Genomic DNA, 19,318 nt, shown 5'->3' on the forward strand with positions numbered 1-19,318 from the left:
GCGGTTGACCTAGGTGCGGGCGCGCTGCAGGATCCCGCGGACGACCCCGAAGACCACCGCGACCTGGGCCGAGACGAGTGCACCGATCACCGCCGAGAGGGCGGCCGACGGGCGCGCGAACACCCAGACGAGGATGACCAGGACGCAGCCGGCGAGCACGACGCGCGAGCACAGCCCGAGCGCGCGGGACAGTCCCTCGAGCGCCCGATCCGGCTCCGGGACGCGGCGGCGCACGAGCCGGACCAGCACCCACGCGGCGAGCCCGGTCGCGACGAGCGCGACGAGCTGCCCGACCATGAGCACGCTGATGCCGGGGATGACGACCTGCGCGCCCTCGCCGCCCTCCTCGACGCGGGCCATCGAGGCGGTGCCGGCCGCGATCAGCCCGATGCCCACGGCCGTCGCCGCGAGGACGGCGACCGCCGTGGTGACGGCGCGCAGGGCCAGGGCGGCTCGGACCTCGGGGTCGACGACGACGGGGCCCGCGCCAGGACTCTGCTCGCTCACGCTCCAAACCTAGGCGGCCGGGGGTTCGCGCGGACGGTCAACCCGCCGACGACGTCGGCCGGCTGCTCGCCTCGGGCGTCACTCGACGAGGAACGTCGCCTCGCCGACCACGCTCGCGCCGTCCAGCGTGTGCGTGACGACGACCCGGTAGGTGCCCGGCGCCGCGATGTCGCCGTCGGTGCCGCAGCCGCCCGAGGAGCGGTGGCCGTTCCACGTGACGCTCGCGTCGTCGGTGCCGCCGGCGGGAAGGAGCAGGCGGCGGGATGCGGGGTCGAACGGGCACTCGGCCGAGGACCAGAGCTGGTCCTCGCCGGAGTACACCGCGACGGTCAGGGCGTCGGCCCCGAGATCGACGAGGCACGGCTCGGCCTCGGCGGGGACGGTGACCTCGATCGCGGCCGTCACGCTGTCGCCGGGCTCGACGCGCTCGGGCGCGGTGACGGTCAGCGTCGCGCCGTCGGGGGCACAGGCGCCGGGCGGGGGCGGCGTCGAACCGAGCGGGTACTCCGTCTTCGAGGGGGTCGGCGACGGGGGTGGCGACGGTTCGTCGGTCCCGTCCTGCCCGTCCTGGGACGGCTCCTGCGTCGGTGCCGTCGACGTCCCGGGGTCGGTCGGGGAGCTCGGCGTCGTCGAGGGCGAGCCGCCGCCGACGAGCGCGAGGATCCCCCAGACACCGAGGCCGAGGATGGCAAGGAGCGCGACCAGGACGATCAGCCGGCGACGCCGGAACGTGCCGGCGCTCGGGCGGGTGGGTGGGGTGGACGGGCGCGGGAAGCCGCCCCGCGACGGTGTTCCGGGCCGGCCGGACGCGGGTCGCCGGGGTCCGCCTCGTCCCGAGCCGGAGGCAGGCGGACGACGATCGGGCACGAGTGTGAGGATAGGCGGGCCATGTCGACGCTCCCGTCTCCCACGCCGCCCGCGCCCGTCCCCGACCTTGCCGGGACGGCCGGCGGTGACCCGATCGCGACGGACCCGGCGGTGGGGGTGCTGGGCGCGGGAGCGGCTGAACCGGGTGTGGTCGCGGGTGCGCGGGGCGGAGGTCCGGCGGGTGCGGCGGACGAGCCGACCGGTGCTCCGCACGCGGCGATAGGCCCGATGGCGGTCGGCGGTTCTGCGGCGGTCGGCGGTTCGGCGGGTGGCGATGCGGCGGCGGGTGCCGTCGGCGACGTCCTTGCCGCGATCCGCGAGCGGCTGCTCGCGTGGTACACCGTGCACGAGCGGGACCTGCCGTGGCGCGAGCCCGGCACGACGGCGTGGGGCGTCCTGGTGAGCGAGGTGATGTCGCAGCAGACGCCGGTCGCGCGGGTCGCGCCCCGGTGGCGGGAGTGGCTGACGCGATGGCCGGGACCGGCCGAGCTTGCGGCGGCGCCCGTCGCCGACGTGCTGCGCGCGTGGGACCGCCTCGGCTACCCGCGCCGGGCGCTGCGGCTGCGGGAGTGCGCCGCGGTCGTCGCGCAGGCCTGGGGCGGCGAGCTGCCGCGGAGCGAGGCCGAGCTGCGGACGCTGCCCGGCGTCGGGGACTACACCGCGGCCGCGGTCGTCGCGTTCGCGTACGGCGGGCGCGCCGTCGTGCTCGACACCAACGTGCGACGGGTGCTGGGCCGTCTGCTCGGCGGCGAGGCGCTGCCGCCGCCGACCCTGACGGCGGCCGAGCGTCGCCGGGCCGCGACGGTGCTGCCCGAGGAGCCGGGACTGAGCGCGCGGTGGAACGTGGCGCTCATGGAGCTGGGCGCGCTCGTCTGCACGGCGGGTGCGCCGGCGTGCGACGAGTGTCCCGTCCGCGACTGGTGCGCCTGGCGGGCGGCCGGGTACCCGAGGGACGAGCACGCGGGACGTCGCCGGACCCAGGCGTGGCACGGATCGGACCGGCAGGTGCGTGGGCGGGTCATGGCGTTGCTGCGCCGGGCCGGTGACGACGTGGTCGAGCTGAGCGACATCGAGGCGGAGCTCGCGGGGATCGAGCCCGAGCAGCTCGCCCGGGCGCTCGCGGGTCTCGTCGCGGACGGCCTCGCCGTGCGCGTCGGCGGTGACGCGGGCGCGGACCAGGATGCGGGTGGTCGGGCCGTGGCGGCCGGCGAGCCGGGCGACGCCGGTGTGCCGCCGGTCGGCTACGCGCTTCCCAGGTGAGGCCGGGGCGTGGCCTCCGGTGCGACGGCCGCGGGGCTGTGGCCCGCGGTGTGACGCGGGGGTGGCGAGGCGGGGCTGTCGCCCGGAGGTCGCGGGTCGCGAGACTTGCGGGCATCGAGGAGCCGGCGCGCGGGCGCCCGTCCCGGCAGCGATGCGCTGAGTGCGCCGGCCGGCGGCGCGCCGAGTGGCGTGACGAGTGCGTCGGTCGACGATGCGCCGGGTGTGCCGGCCGGACGCGCGGACGGGCTCGACCGACGATGACGAGCCGAGACGCCTGAGCCGTGACGGTCGAGGCGGGACGCCGACCGACGATGGTCGAGCCGAGACAAGCGGGCCGTGACGCCCGGCCGGCGATGACCGAGCAGAGGCGAGCGGACCGAGATGCTCGACGACGATGACCGGGCCGAGACGCCCGACCGACGACGACCGGGCCGAGACGCCCGACCGACGACGACCGGGCCGAGACGCCCGACCGACGACGACCGGGCCGAGACGGTCGAGCTGAGGCGAGCGGACCGACGACGTCCGAGCCGTGGCGGGCTAGATGAAGCGGTCGATGAGCGAGGTCTCGGCCAGGCGCGAGAGACCCTCTCGGACGGACCGCGCGCGCACCGCGCCGATCCCGTCGACGACCTGCAGGTCCTCGACCGAGGCCGCCAGCATCTTCTGCAGGCTGCCGAAGTGGGCCACGACCGCGTCGACCATCGCCCGCGGGATGCGCGGGATCCGGGACAGCATCCGGTAGCCGCGCGGGGAGGTGGCCGCGTCGAGCACGTCGCCCCCGACCCCGCCGATGCCGAGGATGCGGGCGGTGAGGGCGAGGTCGATGAGCGCCGTCGAGTCGAGCGCCTCGATCGCGGCGAGCGCCTCGTCGAGGTCCCGGCGCTCGTCGAGGTAGTCCCGGACGACCAGCTCGCGGTCCGGTGAGGACGGACCGACCAGCTCGTCGAGCTGGAGCGCGAGCAGGCGCCCGTCGGCCCCGAGCTCGTCGACGTAGCCGCGGATCTCGAGCGAGATGCGGCGCACCATCTCGAGCCGCTGGACCAGCGTCGCGACGTCCCGGACCGTCACGAGGTCCTCGATCTCGAGCGCCGACAGGGTCTGGCTCACCTCGTCGAGGCGGGCCTTGTACCGCTCGAGCGTGGCGAGCGCCTGGTTCGCGCGGGACAGGATCGCGTCGGAGTCCTCGACGACGTACCGGTCGTCGCGGTAGTACACCGCGACGATCCGCATCGACTGGCTCACCGAGATGACGGGGAAGCCGGTCTGCACGGCGACGCGCTGGGCCGTCCGGTGTCGCGTCCCGGACTCGGACGTCTCGATCGATGCGTCGGGGAGGAGCTGGACCGCGGCGCGCAGGATGCGCGTGGCCGAGTCGTCCAGGACCACCGCACCGTCCATCTTCGCCAGCTCGCGCAACCGGGTGGAGGAGAAGGCGACGTCGAGCTCGAACCCGCCCGAGCAGATCGACTCGACCACGTCGTCGTAGCCCACGACGATGAGGGCGCCGGTCCGTCCGCGCAGGATGCGCTCGAGCCCGTCGCGCAGCGCCGTGCCCGGCGCGATCGCGCGCAGGATGGCGCGACCGGACGGGCTGGCGAGGAACTCGGACATGCCGACAACCCTAGTGGTCGTGCCCGGTCCCGCCGGCGGTGACCGACGGCGACGTCGGGTCCGGCGGACCGGCCGCGACGCGCTGCGCCCTTGCCCTCGCCAGCTCCTCCTCGACGACGGCCGTGAACGCCGGGTCGCGCAGCGTGTCCTTCGCGGCTCGCCAGGCCTGGGAGAGGTCGGCCGCGCGGGTCACCGTCATCCCCGCCGGCACGCGCAGCCCGTCCGCCCCGGCGGCCGGCACCACGGCGGCGGTGAACCCCAGCCGCGCGGCCTCCGCGAGGCGACGCTCCAGTCCGGCCGTCGGCCTGAGCTGGCCGGTCAGGCTCACCTCGCCCACGGCCACGAGACCCTCGCGCAGCGGCGTCGCCGTCGTCGCGCTCGCGAGCGCGAGCGCGAGCGCCACGTCCGCCGCCGGCTCCTGCACCCGCGCGCCGCCGACCGTCGAGACGTAGACGTCCTGCCCGCCGGTGCGCACGCCGAGCCGCGACTCCAGCACGGCGAGGACCATCGAGACGCGGGCCGAGTCGACGCCGGCCGTGGCGCGCCGCGGGTGCTGCGCCGCGCTCGACGCGACGAGCGCCTGGATCTCCACGGGCATCGGGCGCGCGCCGTCGAGCGCGATCGTGACGCACGTGCCGGGCTCGGGCGAGCCCCGCTCGGACAGGAAGAGACCGCTGGGATCGGCGAGCCCGACGATGCCGGCGTCGGACAGGTCGAAGCAGCCGACCTCGTCCGTCGGTCCGTACCGGTTCTTCACGGCGCGGACCATCCGCAGCCGCGAGTGACGGTCCCCCTCGAACTGGCAGACCACGTCCACGAGGTGCTCGAGCACGCGCGGTCCGGCGATACCGCCGTCCTTCGTCACGTGCCCGACCAGGACGACGGGGAGGTGGCGCTCCTTGGCCGTCGCGATGATGGCGGCCGCGACCTCGCGGACCTGGGCGACGCCCCCGGCGCTGCCCTCGACGGAGCTCGACGCGATCGTCTGGACGGAGTCCACGACCAGGAGCCCCGGGTCCTCGTCCGCGACGTGGCCGAGGAGGGCGCCGAGGTCGCCCTCGGCCGCGAGGAGCAGGTCGCGCCGGACCGCACCGATGCGCTGCGCCCGCAGCCGGACCTGCGCGGCGGACTCCTCGCCCGTCACGTACAGCACCCGCGTCCCGGCGTCGGCGGAGCGCGCCGCGACGTCGAGCAGCAGCGTCGACTTGCCCACCCCGGGCTCGCCGGCGAGCAGGATGACCGCTCCTGGCACGATCCCGCCGCCGAGCACGCGGTCGAGCTCGCTCACGCCCGTCGAGCGGCGCGCGACGAGCGCGAGCTCGACGTCACCGATCGGGCGCGCGGCCGTGCGCGGGGCCGTCGCCGTCGTCGCGCGGCCGGCCGCTCCGCCGAGCCCGCCACCCGATCCGGACGTCGACTCGACGACGGTTCCCCACGCCTGGCACTCCCCGCACCGCCCGACCCACTTCGCCGTGCTCCACCCGCACTCCGAGCACGACCACGCCGCGCGCACCGTCCTTCCGGCTGCTCTGGCCATCGAGCTCCTCCTCCCGCCGATCCGACTCGTCCGGCTCCCCGCGCGCCGGTCATCCGACCGGCCGCCGCGCGGAACCACTGCCAAGGACACTAGGGGCCGGGTCCGACATCGACGATCGGAGACCGGACGCCTGTGGATGAACCCCGTGGACGTCGGTCGCGCTCGCTACGCTCGGGACGACGCACGTCAGCGGCGCACCGGCGTCGTCGGGCGCGGGAGGCAGGAGAGCCAGATGAGTGAGGACACCGAGGCGACGGCGGGTACGCCTGCCGCCGCGGACGGCGCGACGCAGGAGCGCACCTGGAGCGACGACGCCAGGGCCGCCGCAGCGAAGCGTCGCAAGATCGTCATCGGTGTCCTCGTCGGGGTCATCGTCGTCGCACTCGGTCTGATCGTCTGGCTGCAGACGCGACCCGATCCCGACCCGGTCGTGCTGCCGCCGGTCCCCGGCCCGACCGTCACGGGCCCGACGCCGACGTCGACGATCGCACCGGTCGAGCGGGACAAGAGCACGGAGCTGCTCGCCGCGATCCCGGACACGGTGCTGCGCTGGTCGGTCACCGGCCAGACGGTCCTCGACCCGGGGGAGCTCGCGGCGGTGCTCAACCCCGACGGCGTGCCGGTCGAGGCCTACGAGCTCACCTACACGGACGGCGAGAACGAGCTGACGCTGGGCGCGTCGCTGTGGCGCAGCCCCGAGCAGGCCGCGACCGCGGCCGGCAACGTGCAGCAGGCGGGCGAGACCGTCCGCGACGAGGACGTCCTGGTCGGTGGCGAGGTCGTCGGTCACGTGACCGTCCGCGACTTCGCGGGCGACGTCCCGTCGCAGGGCGTCGTGTGGACCAACGGCTCGGTCCTGTTCACGGTCACCGCGCCGCCCGGGATGGGGCTCCCCTTCTACGACGCGTTCGGGATGTGAGGTCGTCATGAGAGTGGCACTGCTGGGATCCGGCGTCATGGGGACCGCCGTCCTCGCCTCGCTCGTGGCGGCCGACGACCTGCGCGACGGCGCCGTGGCCGTCCTCGACCTGCGGCTGGAGTCGGCGCGGTCCGCTGCCGCGTCGGTCGCCGAGACGGCGGGGGAGCGCGGCATCGAGGTCGAGGCGCACGACGACCCCGTCGCGGCCGCGACCGGAGCGGACGTCCTCGTGGTCGCGGTCAAGCCGCAGCACGCGGCCGACCTCCTCGCCCGCCTGGGTGACAGCGTCAACCACGACGCGCTCGTGGTGTCGATCGCCGCCGGGCTGCCGACGCAGTGGCTCGCCGCCCGGCTCCCCGAGGGGGTCGGCGTCGTCCGGGTGATGCCGAACACGCCCGCGACGATCGGCCAGGGCGTGAGCGCCATCTCGCCGGGGGCCGGGGTCGGTCAGGACCGGCTCGACCTCGTCTCGCGGCTGTTCGCGGGTACCGGGCTCGTCGTCCAGGTCCCGGAGGACCTCCAGTCAGCGGTCACCGGGCTGTCCGGCTCGGGACCCGCCTACGTGTTCGCGATGATCGACGCGCTGGCCGAGGCCGGCACCGCGCTCGGCCTGCCGCGCGCCCTCGCGCTCCAGCTCGCCTCGCACACCGTCTCGGGCTCGGGCGCGTACGCGGCCCGGTCGGGGCAGCACCCGGCCCTGCTGCGAGAGGCGGTCTCCTCGCCGGGGGGCACGACGCTCGCCGCCCTCGGCGTGCTCGACGACCGCGCGGTCCGCGCCGCCTACGTCGCCGCCGTGCGGGCGGCGAGCGACCGCGCTGACGAGCTCGCCGCGGGCCTCGAGAGCCCGTCATGAGCCGGCCCGCCGGGATGACGGACGTCGCCCGGCTCGCCGGGGTCTCGCACCAGACGGTCTCGCGGGTCCTCAACGGCCACCCGAGCGTGCGCGAGTCGACCCGCGAGCGCGTGCTCGCGGCCATGGCCGAGCTCCACTACCGGCCCAACCGACTGGCCCGGGCGCTCGTCACGGCACGGTCGGGCCTGCTCGGCGTCGTCACCAGCGGCAGTGCGAAGTACGGTCCGATGTCGACGCTGCTGGCGATCGAGGAGGCCGCGCGCGGGAGCGAGTACGCCGTCCACGTGCGCGCCGTGCGCCGCGGGGCGGACGAGGCCCCCGGCACCCCGCCGGTGGCCGAGCTGGATGCCGCACTCGCGGGCCTCGACACCCAGGCCGTCGAGGCCGTCGTCGTCATCGCGCCGCGCGTCTCGGTGGTCGAGGCGCTCGCGGACATCGACTCGCGCGCGCCGCTGGTGCTCGTCGCGGCCGGCGTCGCTCCGACCGAGCGGTTCGACGTCGTCGCCGTCGATCAGGCGGCCGGCGCGCGTGCGGCCACGCGCCACCTGCTCGACCTCGGGCACACCCGGATCGCCCACCTGGCCGGCCCGAGCGACTGGTTCGACGCGCGCGAGCGCGCCCGCGGCTGGCGGGAGGAGCTGGCTGAGGCCGGTCTCGAGCCCGCCGCGGAGTGGGAGGGCGACTGGAGTGCCGAGGCCGGCTACCGGCTCGGCCTCCGCCTCGCGGACGACCCGGACCGGCCGACGGCGATCGTCGCGTCGAACGACCAGATGGCGCTCGGGCTGCTCCGCGCCTTCGCCGAGCGCGGTGTCGCGGTGCCCGGGGACGTGAGCGTCACGGGCTTCGACGACATCGAGGGCACCGGGTACTTCCTCCCGCCGCTCACCACCGTCCGGCAGGACTTCGAGGCCCTGGCCGGGCTCGTCATGGAGCGCGTGCTCGTGGCGGTTCCCGGCGGCGACGCCGCGTCGCGGACCGACGGGTCCGCGGCCGGCGGCCCCGAGCGGGCGCCGACCGCGCCGACGACGGTCCCGGAGCTCGTCGTCCGGGCGAGCACCGCCCCGCCGCGCGCTGGCTGACGCCCGGCCGCGCGTGGGCTGACGCACCGCCCCGCCGCGCGCTGGCTGACGCCCCCCGTCGCGGCTCGGGCTGACGCCCGACTCGCCGCGTCGGTTCGCGAGGCGCGGGCCGGACCCGAGGGCGGTCCGTGGCGATTGACTGCTGGGCCAGCCCCGAACGTGACCACCGCGATCGTGGGGTCCGACCGCGCCCGTCGTCGCCGTGGTCTCCGGAAGCGCCGTGGCCACGGGTGGGTCGGGTCGTGGGGGTGATCCGGTGTGTCGGTGGACGTGGGCGTCCTGCTGGCCACGGAGTGGTCGGGTCGCCCTGTGGACCCGGCCCCACGGTGGCCACAGCGAGACGCCGGACGGTCAACCCGGGGCCTGGTTCCCCGCCCTAGACACCGGACCCTGCGCCGCGGTGGCTGCGGCGCCGGAGTGGCACGGCTCGATGCCGACGAGCTGACCTCGACGCGCGCCGTGGCCCCGGGCGGGTCGGGTCGTGGGGGTGATCCGGTGTGTCGGTGGACGTGGGCGTCGTGCTGGCCACGGAGTGGCCTGGTGGCCCTGCGGGCTCGGCCCCACGGTGGCCACCGCGAGACCCCGGACCGGTCGAGCCGGAGCCAGGCTCCCCGACGCCTCAGCGGCCAGCCCTAGCCCCATCTCAGCGCTCGTCAGCCGGGCAGTCCCAGCCACTCGTCGACCTCGCGCAGCCACGCGCGCCGGTCCTGCTCCGGGGCCAGCGACGCCTCGATCGAGTCCCGCGCCAGCGCGGCGAGCGCGTCGTCGTCGAGCGCGTGGACGTGCCGCGCCGCCTCGTACTGCTCGACCAGCCGGGAGCCGAACAGCAGCGGGTCGTCGGCACCGAGCGCGATCCGGACGCCCGCTGCGCGCAGCGCGTCCAGCGGGACCGCCCGGGCCTCGTGGTAGACGCCGAGCGACACGTTGGACGCCGGGCACACCTCGGCCGCGATCCCGCGCTCGGCCAGCTCGGCCAGCAGCCGGGGGTCCTCGGCCGAGCGGACGCCGTGCCCGAGCCGCACGGGCCGCAGCTTCTCGACGACCTCGCGGACGTGCTCGGGGCCGAGGAGCTCGCCGCCGTGCGGGACACCCGGCAGCCCGGCGTCGCGCGCGATCCGGAACGCGGGCGCGAACTCGGCGGTGTCGCCGCGTCGCTCGTCGTTCGACAGGCCGAACGCGACGACGTCCCCGGAGCCGTCCCCGGCGTAGCGCGCCGCCAGCCTGGCCAGCGTCCGGGCCTCCAGCGGGTGGCGCATCCGGGAGCCGGCGACGACGATCCCGACCGACAGGCCGGTGTCCCGGGAAGCCGCGCGCGCCTCGTCCAGCACGATCTCCAGCGCGGGCGTGAGGCCGCCGACGTACGGCGCGTACGAGGTCGGGTCCACCTGGAGCTCGAGCCGCCGGGAGCCCTCCGCCGCGTCGTCGAGCACGGCCTCGCGGACGACGCGACGCATGGCGCTCTCGTTCCGCACGACGGCGCGGGCCGCGTCGTAGAGCCGCTGGAACCGGAACCAGCCGCGGACGTCCTGGGGCACGTCCGGCGCGTCGTCGAGCAGGGCGTCCGGCAGGCGCAACCCGGCCTCCGCGGCCAGCTCGACGACCGTCGCCTGGCGCATCGACCCGGTGAAGTGCAGGTGGAGGTGCGCCTTCGGGAGCCGGGCCAGGGGACGCATCACGCGAGTCTCGCACTTGATGAGACGGCTCTCATCCGCGTCTCACGCGGACCTCACCCGCCGGGTGTCGAGTGGAGACATGACGACGCTCGCCGCACTCCTCGTGCCGTACTCCGGCACCGACGCCGCGGGCGCGCGCACGCTCGTCGCGGCGGCGCTCGGTCTCGGGGGTGACGACCGGCCGGGTCGAGCTCCCGAGGGGCTCACGGTGCGCGTCGACCGGGTGCAGCCGAGGGCCGGGCACCTCAGCGTCGGGCTCGACGTCGCCTACTCGACGGACCTCGGCCCCCGGCGCGACTACCTCGTCGCGTCCGACGCGCCGGTCGCGATCGCCGCGGCGCACGCGGGCCGGGCCGCGCTCCTGCGGCCAGCTCCCGAGGCCGGCGACGAGGACGACGACCGGCGCGCGGGTTCCCGGCCCGGTGGAGTCGCGGTCGCGGAGGACGAGACCGGCACCCGCTCCGACTCGGTCGCCGTGTGGCGCCACCCGGCCGACCCCGAGCTGCCGGGCCTCGCTGCCGCCTGCACCCTCGCCGCCGTCCGGGCCGCGCTGCCCGACGCCGCCGGCCTCGAGGTCGTGACCTACCGGCCGCTGCGCCGGGCCGTGGTCCGCGTGACCGCAGCCGACGGCTCGGCGCTCGCCTACCTCAAGGTGGTCGCCCCGCGGCGGCTCGCCGGGCTCCGCGCACGGCACGAGCTGGTCGAGGAGGCGCCCGGCGCGGTGGAGTGCCTCGGCCCCGGCGTCCTCGCGCTGACCGCGCTGCCGGGCGTGCCGCTCACCGACCGCCTGGTCGCCGGCGCTCCGGTGCCGCCGCTCGCGCGGCTGCGGCCCCGGCCGGCAGGATCGGCCAGGTCGGTCGAGCCGGCCGCCGACATGACGCCCACCCCGCCCGGTCCGCCGGCGGTGCAGGCCTGGGCGGACACCCTCCCGACCCAGGTGGACGCGGCACGCGGCGTGCTCACCCCGGCCACGCACGCGCGGCTGGCCGTGCTCGCCGCCCGCGCCGGGAGCTCCTGGCGTCGTCATCGCGACGCCGTCGGCGCGACCGGCCTCGTCCACGGCGACCTGCACCCGGGCAACGTGCTGCTGACGGAGTCGGGCGACGTCGCCGGTCACCTCGACCTCGACCGTGCGGGGACCGGGCTCCTCGTCGACGACGACGCCTGCCTCCTCGCGCACACCGAGATCCTCGCGCTCGACCACCCCGGCGCGGGTGAGGCGCTCGCGGGCTGGTGGTCCCAGGTGCCGACGGACGACCCGGGGGTGCTCGCGGCGACGCGGGCCCGCGTCGCCGCCGTGCTGCTCACTCTCGTGCCCGTCCTCGCGCACCGCGCGTCCGACGTGCTCGATCTGGCCGAGCGACTGCTCGGTCCCGTCCCGCCGCCCCCGGTGGGGCCGTCACAGAAGGAGGAAGAACGATGAAGCGCACCACCTGGATCGTCGCCGGCGCCCTCGGGGCCGCCGGTGTGGTCGGCGGCTCGGTCATGGCCGCGGCCGACCCCGGCACGACGCCGCTCGGCCCGGCGGTCACGACGACGCCCGAGTCGAGCGCCACGACGACGCCGGCGCTGCCCGAGCCGACGCCGTCCACGCCAGCTCCCGTCGCCACCCCCGGGGTCACCGCGACCCCGGCCGTCGGCGACCCCGCGTTCGTCGGCGCGAGCTCGGCCATCACGACGGTCACGGCGCCATCGGTCGTCTCGCCGACGACGCAGGCCTCGCCGGTGACGCAGGTCTCGCCGGTGACGCAGGCCTCGCCCGTGACGCAGGCCTCGCCGGTCAGCCCGGTCTCGCCCGTCACGCAGCCGTCGCCCGCCACCCCGGCGTCGCCCGCGTCACCCGTCAGCCCGCAGTCGGCGGACTGACCGGACGCCGGCCGTCCACGGACTCCGGACGGCCGACAACGGCCCGCCCTGGGCCGTGGCCGGGTCGTCGCGACCCGGCCACCGAGGTCCCCGCTGCTCCCCCACGCGCGGCGGGGACCTCGCCGTCCTCTCGACCCACGGACCGACGACCCGACGCGCGCCCGCCAGCCCCCCGGCCGGATCAGCCCAGGCGGTATCCCGCGCCGCGCACGGTCGTGACGAGCTCGGCCCCGAGCTTGCGGCGCAGGTAGCGCACGTAGACGTCCACGACGTTGGACCCGGGGTCGAAGTCGTACCCCCACACCCGCGAGAGGAGCTGCTCCCGGCTCAGCACCTGCCCGGGGTGGCGCAGGAACGTCTCCGCGAGCGCGAACTCCCGCGCGGACAGCTCCACCTCTCGGTCCCCGACCCGTGCCCGGCGCGAGCGCAGGTCCAGCTCGACGTCGTCGTGTCGCAGCACGTCGCTCCGGGAGTCCCCGGCGGCACCCGTGCGCAGCCGCAGCCGGATCCGGGCGAGCAGCTCCTCGAACCGGAACGGCTTCGCCATGTAGTCGTCGGCGCCGCCCTCCAGGCCGGCGACGGTGTCGGTGACCGAGTCGCGCGCCGTGAGGATGATGATGGCCAGCTCCGCCCCCGCGGCCCGCAGGCGGCGCGCGACGTCGAGGCCGTCACCGTCGGGCAGCGACAGGTCGAGCACCATGAGGTCGAACTCGCCCGAGGCCGCCAGGTCGAACGCGTCACGGGCGCTCGCCGTGATCGTCGGCGTGAAGCCGGCGGCGCGCAGCCCCTTCGCGACGAACGCGGCGATGCGCTCGGAGTCCTCCACCACCAGGATCGCGGTCACGTCGGCCTTCCTCCCGTCAGCGGGAGCACGAGCGTCACGGTCGTCCCGGCGCCCGGCTCGGAGTCGATCTCGACGTCGCCCCCGTGCGCGAGCGCGATCGAGTGCACGATCGCGAGACCGAGGCCGGTGCTCTCGCGGGTGGCGTGGGCGCCCGTCGCGAACCGGTCGAGCACCCGACGCGTCTCCTGCGGCGAGATGCCGACGCCCTCGTCGCGCACCCACAGGAGGAGGTCGCCCTCCCGCCGGCGCGAGCCGACGGCCACCGTGCTGCCCGGCTCGGAGTAGCGCACGGCGTTGGCGGCGAGCTGGAGGAGGGCCTGCGTGACCCGGCGCGCGTCCAGCACCGCCTCGCCCTCGGCGAGCGCGTCGAGCCGCCAGCGGCGCTCGCCGAGCCCGCGGGCCTTCGCGAGGACGTCGTCCGTCAGGAGTGCGACGTCGACCGCCGCCGGCCGCAGGAAGTCGGGCCGGCCGGCGCGCGCGATCGTGACGAGGTCGTCGACGAGGGCGTCGGTGCGGTCGATCTCGTCCAGCGCCAGCCCGCGCACGGCCTCGACGTCGGCCGGGTCGCCGGCGTCCATGAGCTCCAGGTGGCCGCGCATGACGGTGAGCGGCGTGCGCAGCTCGTGGCCGACGTCGTCGAGCAGGCGGCGCTGGGCCGTGAAGGCCGCGTCCAGCCGGTCGAGCATCGCGTTGAAGGTGGTCGTGAGGGCGGCGAGCTCGTCGTCGCCGTCGACCGGGATGCGCCGGGACAGGTCCGTCGAGCTGACCTCCTGCGCGGTGCGCTGGAGCCGGCGCAGCGGTGCGAGGACGCGTCCGACGACGAACCAGGCCACGACGCAGCTCGCGGCGCTCGCCGCCGCGGCGACGAGCGCGAGCAGCCCGACCGCGCGGTTCACCTCGGCCAGCTCGGCGCCGCGGTCCACGACGACGATCATCGCCGAGGCGTCGGTCGAGCCGTCCGGCAGCTCGACGGCGACGGGGATGACGGCGACTCGGTAGTCGGCCTGGCGGGTGCTGACGGACTCGAGCGTCACCTGGTCGCGGTGCGCGGCGTCCGCGAGCGCGGCGAGCAGGTCGGGGTCGTCCTGGGCCGGGAACGGGTTGAGCTGGGCGTACTGGCGGGCGTCCCCGGTCGCGTCGATCGAGAACGCGGCCTCGTGATCGGCCGGGACGAACCGCTGGAGCGCGACGTAGAGCAGGGCGCGCGCCGAGGCGAACGGCAGGCCGGTCTCCGGGTCGACGTCGTCCGACGCGATCGCGCGAACCTCCGTCACGGTGCGGGCGAGCGAGTCCTCGATGCGGTCCTCGGCGCGCTCGCGCTCGAGCGCGAACCATGCGACGCCGGCTCCGGTGAACGCGAGCGCGACGAGGGCCAGCACGGCGAGCAGGATCCGCACCCGGATCGACGCGCGGGGCTCAGTCGTCGTCATCGTCGTCGTCCGGGTCGTCAGCGTGGTCGTCGTCGGGATCGTCGTCATCGTCATCGTCGTCGTCGTGCGGCGCGGGCGGTGGGACGGGGGAGGGCCGCGTCGTCGGGGCGGGCGACGGCGTGGCCGGCTCCGCCGGGGAGGCGGACGGCGACGGCGATGCGGGCGTCGTCGGGGCGGGTGACGGGGGTGGCGACGCCGATCCCGACGGGGCGGGCGACGGACCGGGCGCGCGGACGACGACCACGTCGCCGAGGGGGACGGTCGAGCGGTCCGCGCGGACGGCCGTCGCGGCCAGCCACGCGACGGCGACGAGCAGCACGAGGGCGAGCCCGCCCGTCGCGACGCGACGAGCGAGCACCCGCGCGCTCGTCCCGGCCCTCATCCCGGCATTCTCGCAACCGGCGATGAGAGGCGGATGAGAAGGGTGGCTACCGCGCGCGGCCGAGCAGCTCCGCGAGCCGCGTGACGCCCTCGACCAGCGCGTCGTCGCCGAGGGCGTACGACAGGCGCAGGTAGCCGCTCGGGCCGAACGCCTCGCCCGGCACGACGGCCACCTCGGCGCGGGCGAGGACGAGCTCGGCCAGCTCGGCCGACGTCGTCGGACGCTCGCCGTCGATCTCCCGGCCGAGCAGGTCCCGGACCGACGGGTAGACGTAGAACGCGCCCTTCGGCGTCGGGCACTGGACGCCCGGGATCGCGTCGAGCGCCGCGACGATCGTGCGGCGGCGGCGGTCGAACGCCTCGCGCATCCGCTCGACGACGTCGAGGGGGCCCGTGAGCGCGGCGATCGCGGCGCGCTGGGAGACGTTCGCCACGTTCGACGTGAGGTGCGACTGCAGGTTGGTCGCGGCCTTGACGACGTCGGTCGGGCCGGTCAGCCAGCCGACCCGCCACCCGGTCATGGCGTAGGTCTTGGCGACGCCGTTGAGGACGACCGTCTGGTCGGCGAGCTCGGGCACGGCACGCAGGATCGGCGTGAACACCGCGTCGTCGTACACGAGGTGCTGGTAGATCTCGTCCGTCACGACCCAGACGCCGTGCTCCAGGGCCCACCGGCCGATCGCCTCGATCTGCTCGGGGGAGTAGACGGCGCCGGTCGGGTTGCTGGGGGAGCACAGGAGCAGGGCCTTCGTGGCCGGCGTGCGCGCTGCCTCGAGCTGGTCGACCGTCACCAGGTAGTCCTGCTCGGGACCGGCGAACACCTCGACCGGGACACCGCCGGCCAGCGCGATGGTCTCGGGGTAGGTCGTCCAGTACGGCGCCGGGAGGATGACCTCGTCGCCCGGGTCGACCAGCGTCGCGAACGCCTCGTAGACCGCCTGCTTGCCGCCGTTCGTCACGAGCACGTCCGACGGGGCGACCTCGTACCCGCCGTCGCGCAGCGTCGCGGCCGCGATCGCCTCCTTGAGCTCCGGCAGGCCGCCCGCGGGCGTGTAGCGGTGGTTGACCGTGTCGTGGCAGGCGCGCGCGGCCGCCTCGACCACGTAGTCGGGCGTCGGGAAGTCGGGCTCACCGGCGCCGAATCCGATGACGGGTCGGCCCGCCGCCTTGAGCGCCTTCGCCTTCGCGTCGACGGCCAGCGTCGCGGACGGGGCGATCGCCCCGATCCGGGAGCTCACGCGTCGCGTGGGCACCGGGTGCGACGGGCTGGCGGAGGGGCTGGAGGAGGAGGCCTCGGTGGTCACGGCCCCTATCGTGTCACGTCGGTTCGACCTGCCGGGCCCCGTCGCGTACAGTGGACCCCCGGTGCTTCCGGACACCACGCTGACGCGCGCCTCGTGCGCCCGGTCGTGGAGCCCGGTCGAGCCGTAGGGCAGTGGCGCAATTGGTAGCGCACCGGTCTCCAAAACCGGCGGTTGTGGGTTCGAGTCCCGCCTGCCCTGCTCGAGGGATCGCCCCGCGCGGGGCGTCCTCACGACGCCCGTGGCGCCCGACCTCTCGGGCGCCGGACGGCCACGACCACGAAGGAGGGGACATGAGCGAGACGCACGCGACTGCACCCAAGCCGCGCAAGGGCGAGCAGCGCCCCAGCCTCTTCGCCCGGATCGCCCTCTTCGTGCGGCAGGTCATCTCCGAGCTGCGCAAGGTCGTGACGCCGACCCGCAACGAGCTCGTCAACTTCACCATCGTCGTCGTCGTGTTCGTGCTCGTGTGCATGGCCTTCGTCGCCGGCATCGACTTCATCTTCGGACAGCTCGTCCTGAAGGTGTTCGGGGCCTGACGTCGCTCGCCGGGCCGGTCGCGGCCCGTGTCGCAGCCGAGCCCACGCGTGGATCACTGAGAGAAAGCAGGTCGGACGTGTCCGAGACGCCCCAGACTCCTGACGAGCTCGTCGAGGAGGTCGCGCTCGCGGCCGCCGAGGCCGAGACCGACGTCGCGGAGGAGGCAGCGCAGGCCGTCGAGTCCGCCGCGGAGTCGATCGACGCCGCCGAGGCCGACGTCGTCGAGGAGACCGTCGAGGTCGAGGAGGCCGAGGAGGAGATCGACCCGACCGAGGCGTTCCGCCGCGAGCTCTCGCGTCAGCCCGGCGACTGGTACGTCGTGCACTCCTACGCCGGCTACGAGCGCTCGGTGAAGTCGAACCTCGCCGCCCGCATCGCGACGCTCAACATGGAGGACTTCATCTTCCAGATCGAGGTCCCGATGGAGGAGGTCGTCGAGGTCAAGGCCAGCGGCCAGAAGAAGGTCGTCGAGCGCGTCCGGATCCCCGGCTACGTCCTCGTCCGGATGGACCTCACCGACGAGTCGTGGGGCGCGGTCCGGCACACGCCGGGCGTCACCGGCTTCGTCGGCCAGGCGCACTCGCCCGTCCCGCTGACCCTCAACGAGGTCGTCTCGATGCTCGCCCCGGCGCAGCAGACGAAGGCCAAGGAGAAGGCGGCGACCGCGGCGGCCAAGGGCGCGCCCATCGAGATCGCGTTCTCGGTCGGCGAGTCCATCACCGTCACCGACGGTCCGTTCGAGGGCATGCCGGCCACGATCTCGGAGATCCAGCCCGAGTCGGCCAAGCTCAAGGTCCTCGTCTCGATCTTCGGCCGGGACACCCCGGTCGAGCTCTCGTTCGGCCAGGTCGCCAAGATCTGAGCCGGATCCCGTCCGCGTCCTGCCCGCAGGCGCGGACGGACCCGCTCGCCCCGCCGGGGCGAGCGTCTGCAACCGGGTCATCGCCCACGGCGTCGGCCCACACCTAGGAGAGACACATGCCTCCCAAGAAGAAGGTCTCCGGCTACATCAAGCTCCAGATCAAGGCCGGTGCGGCCAACCCCGCCCCGCCGATCGGTCCGGCGCTCGGTCAGCACGGCGTCAACATCATGGAGTTCTGCAAGGCCTACAACGCCGCCACCGAGGCGCAGCGTGGCGACGTGATCCCGGTCGAGATCACCGTCTACGAGGACCGTTCGTTCACGTTCATCCTCAAGACGCCGCCGGCCGCCGAGCTCATCAAGAAGGCCGCCGGCCTCGCCAAGGCGTCCTCCACCCCGAGCCGCACCACGGCCGGCCAGATCACGCGCGACCAGGTCCGCGAGATCGCCACCACCAAGATGCCCGACCTCAACGCGAACGACCTCGCGGCCGCCGAGAAGATCATCGAGGGCACCGCGCGCTCGATGGGCATCACGGTCGCCGAGTAGGGCACCCGCCACACGGCACCAAGACCCGCGTCTCCTCGTGAGACGCACCGTGGGAGGACCACCCGGTCCGTCAACCACACCTGCACCGCCGGGCACACGAGCCCGGCCTGAGAAGGGAGCAGCAATGCCCAAGCACGGCAAGGCCTACCGCAAGGCGGCCACCGGTATCGACCGCTCGACCACCTACTCCCCGCTGGCCGCGATGCGCCTGGCGAAGGAGACGGCGACGGCGAAGTTCGACCCGACGGTCGAGGTGGCGTTCCGCCTCGGCGTCGACCAGCGCAAGGCGGACCAGATGGTGCGCGGCACCGTCAACCTCCCGCACGGCACGGGCAAGACGGCCCGCGTCGTCGTCTTCGCCGTCGGCGAGCGCGCGCAGCAGGCCATCGACGCCGGTGCCGACGAGGTCGGTGGCGACGAGCTCATCGAGAAGGTCGCCGCCGGCTACACCGACTTCGACGCCGCGATCGCGACGCCGGACCTCATGGGCAAGGTCGGCCGCCTCGGCCGCGTCCTCGGCCCGCGCGGTCTCATGCCGAACCCGCGCACCGGCACCGTGACGATGGACGTGGCGAAGGCCGTGTCCGAGATCAAGGGTGGCCGGATCGAGTTCCGCGTCGACAAGCACGGCAACCTCCACGTGATCGTCGGGAAGGCCTCCTTCTCCGACGCGCAGCTCGCCGAGAACTACGCGGCGGTGCTCGAGGAGATCCTGCGTCTCAAGCCGTCCTCCTCCAAGGGCCGCTACCTGCTCAAGGGCACCGTCGCCACGACGATGGGCCCCGGCATCCCGCTCGACGTGACGCGCACGCGCAACGTCGCCGCCGAGGACGCCGCCTGAGCTCGAGGGCTTTCCGAGCTCTCCCCGAGGGCCCCGACCGGTTCGCCGGTCGGGGCCCTCGGGCGTTCCGGCGGGGTCGGTCGGGGCGCCGGAGATCCCCGGGAGGGTCCGCGGGAATGGTGCCGGCGTGGTGCCGATGCCCCCTCCCGCCGGATGACGACGCCCGTGGACGGGGCACCCTCCCGCGTCCTGTACGATGGTCCGCGTACCCCAGACCGCCGGTCATTCGGTTGCGCCCTCGTCCGCACGGACGATGACGTCTCCGGGTCGAAGCTCCCACGGGAAGCCTGCGCAGGTGCGATGTTCGACACGCGTCATGCTCGATCACGATCGAGCCGCGTTCCTTCGAGCCCCGCGCCTGTGCGCGGGGCTCTTTCTCGTTCCGAGCGGAGAGAC

Annotated in this window: 19 protein-coding genes and 1 tRNA gene; 11 read left to right on the forward strand and 9 right to left on the reverse strand. The window is 75.3% G+C overall.

The annotated features are described in order from the left end of the window. Positions 1 to 9: 9 nt before the first annotated feature. A complete protein-coding gene (locus tag EDD28_RS09450) occupies positions 10 to 507 on the reverse strand; it encodes a hypothetical protein (protein ID WP_123739375.1) in 498 nt (165 codons plus the stop codon). A gap of 78 nt (positions 508 to 585) precedes the next feature. Further along, positions 586 to 1,374: a hypothetical protein gene (locus EDD28_RS09455; RefSeq protein ID WP_123739376.1), complete on the reverse strand. Its 789-nt coding sequence runs from the start codon at positions 1,372 to 1,374 to the stop codon at positions 586 to 588. Between the two features lie 21 nt (positions 1,375 to 1,395). Between EDD28_RS09455 and EDD28_RS09460 the strand changes: the two genes are divergently transcribed. Beyond that, on the forward strand, positions 1,396 to 2,634 hold the full coding sequence (locus EDD28_RS09460; RefSeq protein ID WP_342769933.1) for an HhH-GPD family protein: 1,239 nt from the start codon (positions 1,396 to 1,398) through the stop codon (positions 2,632 to 2,634). A gap of 540 nt (positions 2,635 to 3,174) precedes the next feature. Here EDD28_RS09460 and disA read toward each other — a convergent pair. Together disA and radA are read right to left on the reverse strand one after the other, a co-directional pair. Then, positions 3,175 to 4,248: a DNA integrity scanning diadenylate cyclase DisA gene (gene disA, locus EDD28_RS09465; RefSeq protein ID WP_123739377.1), complete on the reverse strand. Its 1,074-nt coding sequence runs from the start codon at positions 4,246 to 4,248 to the stop codon at positions 3,175 to 3,177. 10 nt (positions 4,249 to 4,258) lie between these two features. After that, entirely contained in the window at positions 4,259 to 5,785 is a 1,527-nt protein-coding gene (gene radA / locus EDD28_RS09470; RefSeq protein ID WP_123739378.1) for a DNA repair protein RadA, read from the reverse strand. Between the two features lie 232 nt (positions 5,786 to 6,017). Here radA and EDD28_RS09475 point away from each other — a divergent pair, with 232 nt between their 5' ends. The 3 genes from EDD28_RS09475 to EDD28_RS09485 are packed head-to-tail and all read left to right on the forward strand — an operon-like array spanning position 6,018 to position 8,636. Continuing rightward, positions 6,018 to 6,704: a hypothetical protein gene (locus EDD28_RS09475; RefSeq protein WP_148059585.1), complete on the forward strand. Its 687-nt coding sequence runs from the start codon at positions 6,018 to 6,020 to the stop codon at positions 6,702 to 6,704. A gap of 7 nt (positions 6,705 to 6,711) precedes the next feature. Further along, a complete protein-coding gene (proC, locus tag EDD28_RS09480; RefSeq protein ID WP_123739380.1) occupies positions 6,712 to 7,557 on the forward strand; it encodes a pyrroline-5-carboxylate reductase in 846 nt (281 codons plus the stop codon). Continuing rightward, positions 7,554 to 8,636 (forward strand): LacI family DNA-binding transcriptional regulator, encoded by a 1,083-nt coding sequence (locus EDD28_RS09485; protein ID WP_245967986.1) that lies wholly within the window; start codon positions 7,554 to 7,556, stop codon positions 8,634 to 8,636. Before proC ends, EDD28_RS09485 begins: the two co-directional genes overlap by 4 nt. 653 nt (positions 8,637 to 9,289) lie before the next feature. Here the strand turns inward: EDD28_RS09485 and EDD28_RS09490 are convergent. Then, complete coding sequence (locus EDD28_RS09490; RefSeq protein ID WP_123739381.1) at positions 9,290 to 10,309, reverse strand: adenosine deaminase; 1,020 nt, start codon at positions 10,307 to 10,309, stop codon at positions 9,290 to 9,292. Between the two features lie 79 nt (positions 10,310 to 10,388). Here EDD28_RS09490 and EDD28_RS09495 point away from each other — a divergent pair, with 79 nt between their 5' ends. Then, a complete protein-coding gene (locus EDD28_RS09495; RefSeq protein ID WP_170169416.1) occupies positions 10,389 to 11,732 on the forward strand; it encodes a phosphotransferase in 1,344 nt (447 codons plus the stop codon). Next, the gene (locus tag EDD28_RS09500; protein ID WP_123739383.1) at positions 11,729 to 12,175 is read left to right on the forward strand and encodes a hypothetical protein; all 447 of its coding nucleotides are present in this window, start codon (positions 11,729 to 11,731) and stop codon (positions 12,173 to 12,175) included. Before EDD28_RS09495 ends, EDD28_RS09500 begins: the two co-directional genes overlap by 4 nt. 181 nt (positions 12,176 to 12,356) lie before the next feature. Here EDD28_RS09500 and EDD28_RS09505 read toward each other — a convergent pair whose 3' ends face one another. Genes EDD28_RS09505 through EDD28_RS09520 form a run of 4 tightly spaced genes read right to left on the reverse strand, consistent with a single transcriptional unit; the run spans position 12,357 to position 16,134 of the window. Further along, positions 12,357 to 13,019: a response regulator transcription factor gene (locus EDD28_RS09505; protein ID WP_123739384.1), complete on the reverse strand. Its 663-nt coding sequence runs from the start codon at positions 13,017 to 13,019 to the stop codon at positions 12,357 to 12,359. After that, positions 13,016 to 14,497: a sensor histidine kinase gene (locus EDD28_RS09510; RefSeq protein WP_148059586.1), complete on the reverse strand. Its 1,482-nt coding sequence runs from the start codon at positions 14,495 to 14,497 to the stop codon at positions 13,016 to 13,018. The genes EDD28_RS09505 and EDD28_RS09510 overlap by 4 nt, the downstream gene beginning before the upstream one ends. After that, positions 14,436 to 14,831, reverse strand: a complete 396-nt coding sequence (locus tag EDD28_RS17340) for a hypothetical protein (RefSeq protein WP_170169417.1) — start codon at positions 14,829 to 14,831, stop codon at positions 14,436 to 14,438. The genes EDD28_RS09510 and EDD28_RS17340 overlap by 62 nt, the downstream gene beginning before the upstream one ends. A gap of 46 nt (positions 14,832 to 14,877) precedes the next feature. Continuing rightward, a complete protein-coding gene (locus EDD28_RS09520; RefSeq protein WP_170169418.1) occupies positions 14,878 to 16,134 on the reverse strand; it encodes a pyridoxal phosphate-dependent aminotransferase in 1,257 nt (418 codons plus the stop codon). 125 nt (positions 16,135 to 16,259) lie between these two features. Between EDD28_RS09520 and EDD28_RS09525 the strand changes: the two genes are divergently transcribed. The 5 genes from EDD28_RS09525 (at position 16,260) to rplA (ending at position 18,922) form a co-directional block, all read left to right on the forward strand. Beyond that, positions 16,260 to 16,332: transfer RNA gene (locus EDD28_RS09525), tRNA-Trp, on the forward strand. A gap of 92 nt (positions 16,333 to 16,424) precedes the next feature. Next, entirely contained in the window at positions 16,425 to 16,670 is a 246-nt protein-coding gene (gene secE, locus EDD28_RS09530) for a preprotein translocase subunit SecE (RefSeq protein ID WP_123739387.1), read from the forward strand. Between the two features lie 77 nt (positions 16,671 to 16,747). Continuing rightward, positions 16,748 to 17,533 carry a transcription termination/antitermination protein NusG gene (gene nusG, locus EDD28_RS09535; RefSeq protein WP_123739388.1) on the forward strand — a complete coding sequence of 262 codons (786 nt, stop codon included), beginning with the start codon at positions 16,748 to 16,750 and terminating at the stop codon, positions 17,531 to 17,533. A gap of 116 nt (positions 17,534 to 17,649) precedes the next feature. Then, positions 17,650 to 18,081: a 50S ribosomal protein L11 gene (gene rplK, locus EDD28_RS09540; protein ID WP_123739389.1), complete on the forward strand. Its 432-nt coding sequence runs from the start codon at positions 17,650 to 17,652 to the stop codon at positions 18,079 to 18,081. Positions 18,082 to 18,205: 124 nt separating this feature from the next. Then, positions 18,206 to 18,922, forward strand: coding sequence for a 50S ribosomal protein L1 (gene rplA, locus EDD28_RS09545; RefSeq protein WP_123739390.1), 717 nt, complete (start codon positions 18,206 to 18,208; stop codon positions 18,920 to 18,922). Positions 18,923 to 19,318 lie beyond the last annotated feature (396 nt).

It is taken from the genome of Salana multivorans, from assembly GCF_003751805.1.
In the GTDB taxonomy this organism is placed as follows: Bacteria; Actinomycetota; Actinomycetes; order Actinomycetales; family Beutenbergiaceae; genus Salana; species Salana multivorans.

Excerpts from the sequence above, each read along its gene's own strand:
- EDD28_RS09490 (WP_123739381.1), bottom strand. The coding sequence starts at position 10,309 with ATGCGTCCCCTGGCCCGGCTCCCGAAGGCGCACCTCCACCTGCACTTC.
- EDD28_RS09485 (WP_245967986.1), top strand. The coding sequence starts at position 7,554 with ATGAGCCGGCCCGCCGGGATGACGGACGTCGCCCGGCTCGCCGGGGTC.
- proC (WP_123739380.1), top strand. The coding sequence starts at position 6,712 with ATGAGAGTGGCACTGCTGGGATCCGGCGTCATGGGGACCGCCGTCCTC.
- rplK (WP_123739389.1), top strand. The coding sequence starts at position 17,650 with ATGCCTCCCAAGAAGAAGGTCTCCGGCTACATCAAGCTCCAGATCAAG.
- EDD28_RS09500 (WP_123739383.1), top strand. The coding sequence starts at position 11,729 with ATGAAGCGCACCACCTGGATCGTCGCCGGCGCCCTCGGGGCCGCCGGT.
- disA (WP_123739377.1), bottom strand. The coding sequence starts at position 4,248 with ATGTCCGAGTTCCTCGCCAGCCCGTCCGGTCGCGCCATCCTGCGCGCG.
- EDD28_RS09495 (WP_170169416.1), top strand. The coding sequence starts at position 10,389 with ATGACGACGCTCGCCGCACTCCTCGTGCCGTACTCCGGCACCGACGCC.
- EDD28_RS09460 (WP_342769933.1), top strand. The coding sequence starts at position 1,396 with ATGTCGACGCTCCCGTCTCCCACGCCGCCCGCGCCCGTCCCCGACCTT.
- EDD28_RS09475 (WP_148059585.1), top strand. The coding sequence starts at position 6,018 with ATGAGTGAGGACACCGAGGCGACGGCGGGTACGCCTGCCGCCGCGGAC.
- secE (WP_123739387.1), top strand. The coding sequence starts at position 16,425 with ATGAGCGAGACGCACGCGACTGCACCCAAGCCGCGCAAGGGCGAGCAG.
- radA (WP_123739378.1), bottom strand. The coding sequence starts at position 5,785 with ATGGCCAGAGCAGCCGGAAGGACGGTGCGCGCGGCGTGGTCGTGCTCG.
- rplA (WP_123739390.1), top strand. The coding sequence starts at position 18,206 with ATGCCCAAGCACGGCAAGGCCTACCGCAAGGCGGCCACCGGTATCGAC.
- EDD28_RS17340 (WP_170169417.1), bottom strand. The coding sequence starts at position 14,831 with ATGAGGGCCGGGACGAGCGCGCGGGTGCTCGCTCGTCGCGTCGCGACG.
- EDD28_RS09510 (WP_148059586.1), bottom strand. The coding sequence starts at position 14,497 with ATGACGACGATCCCGACGACGACCACGCTGACGACCCGGACGACGACG.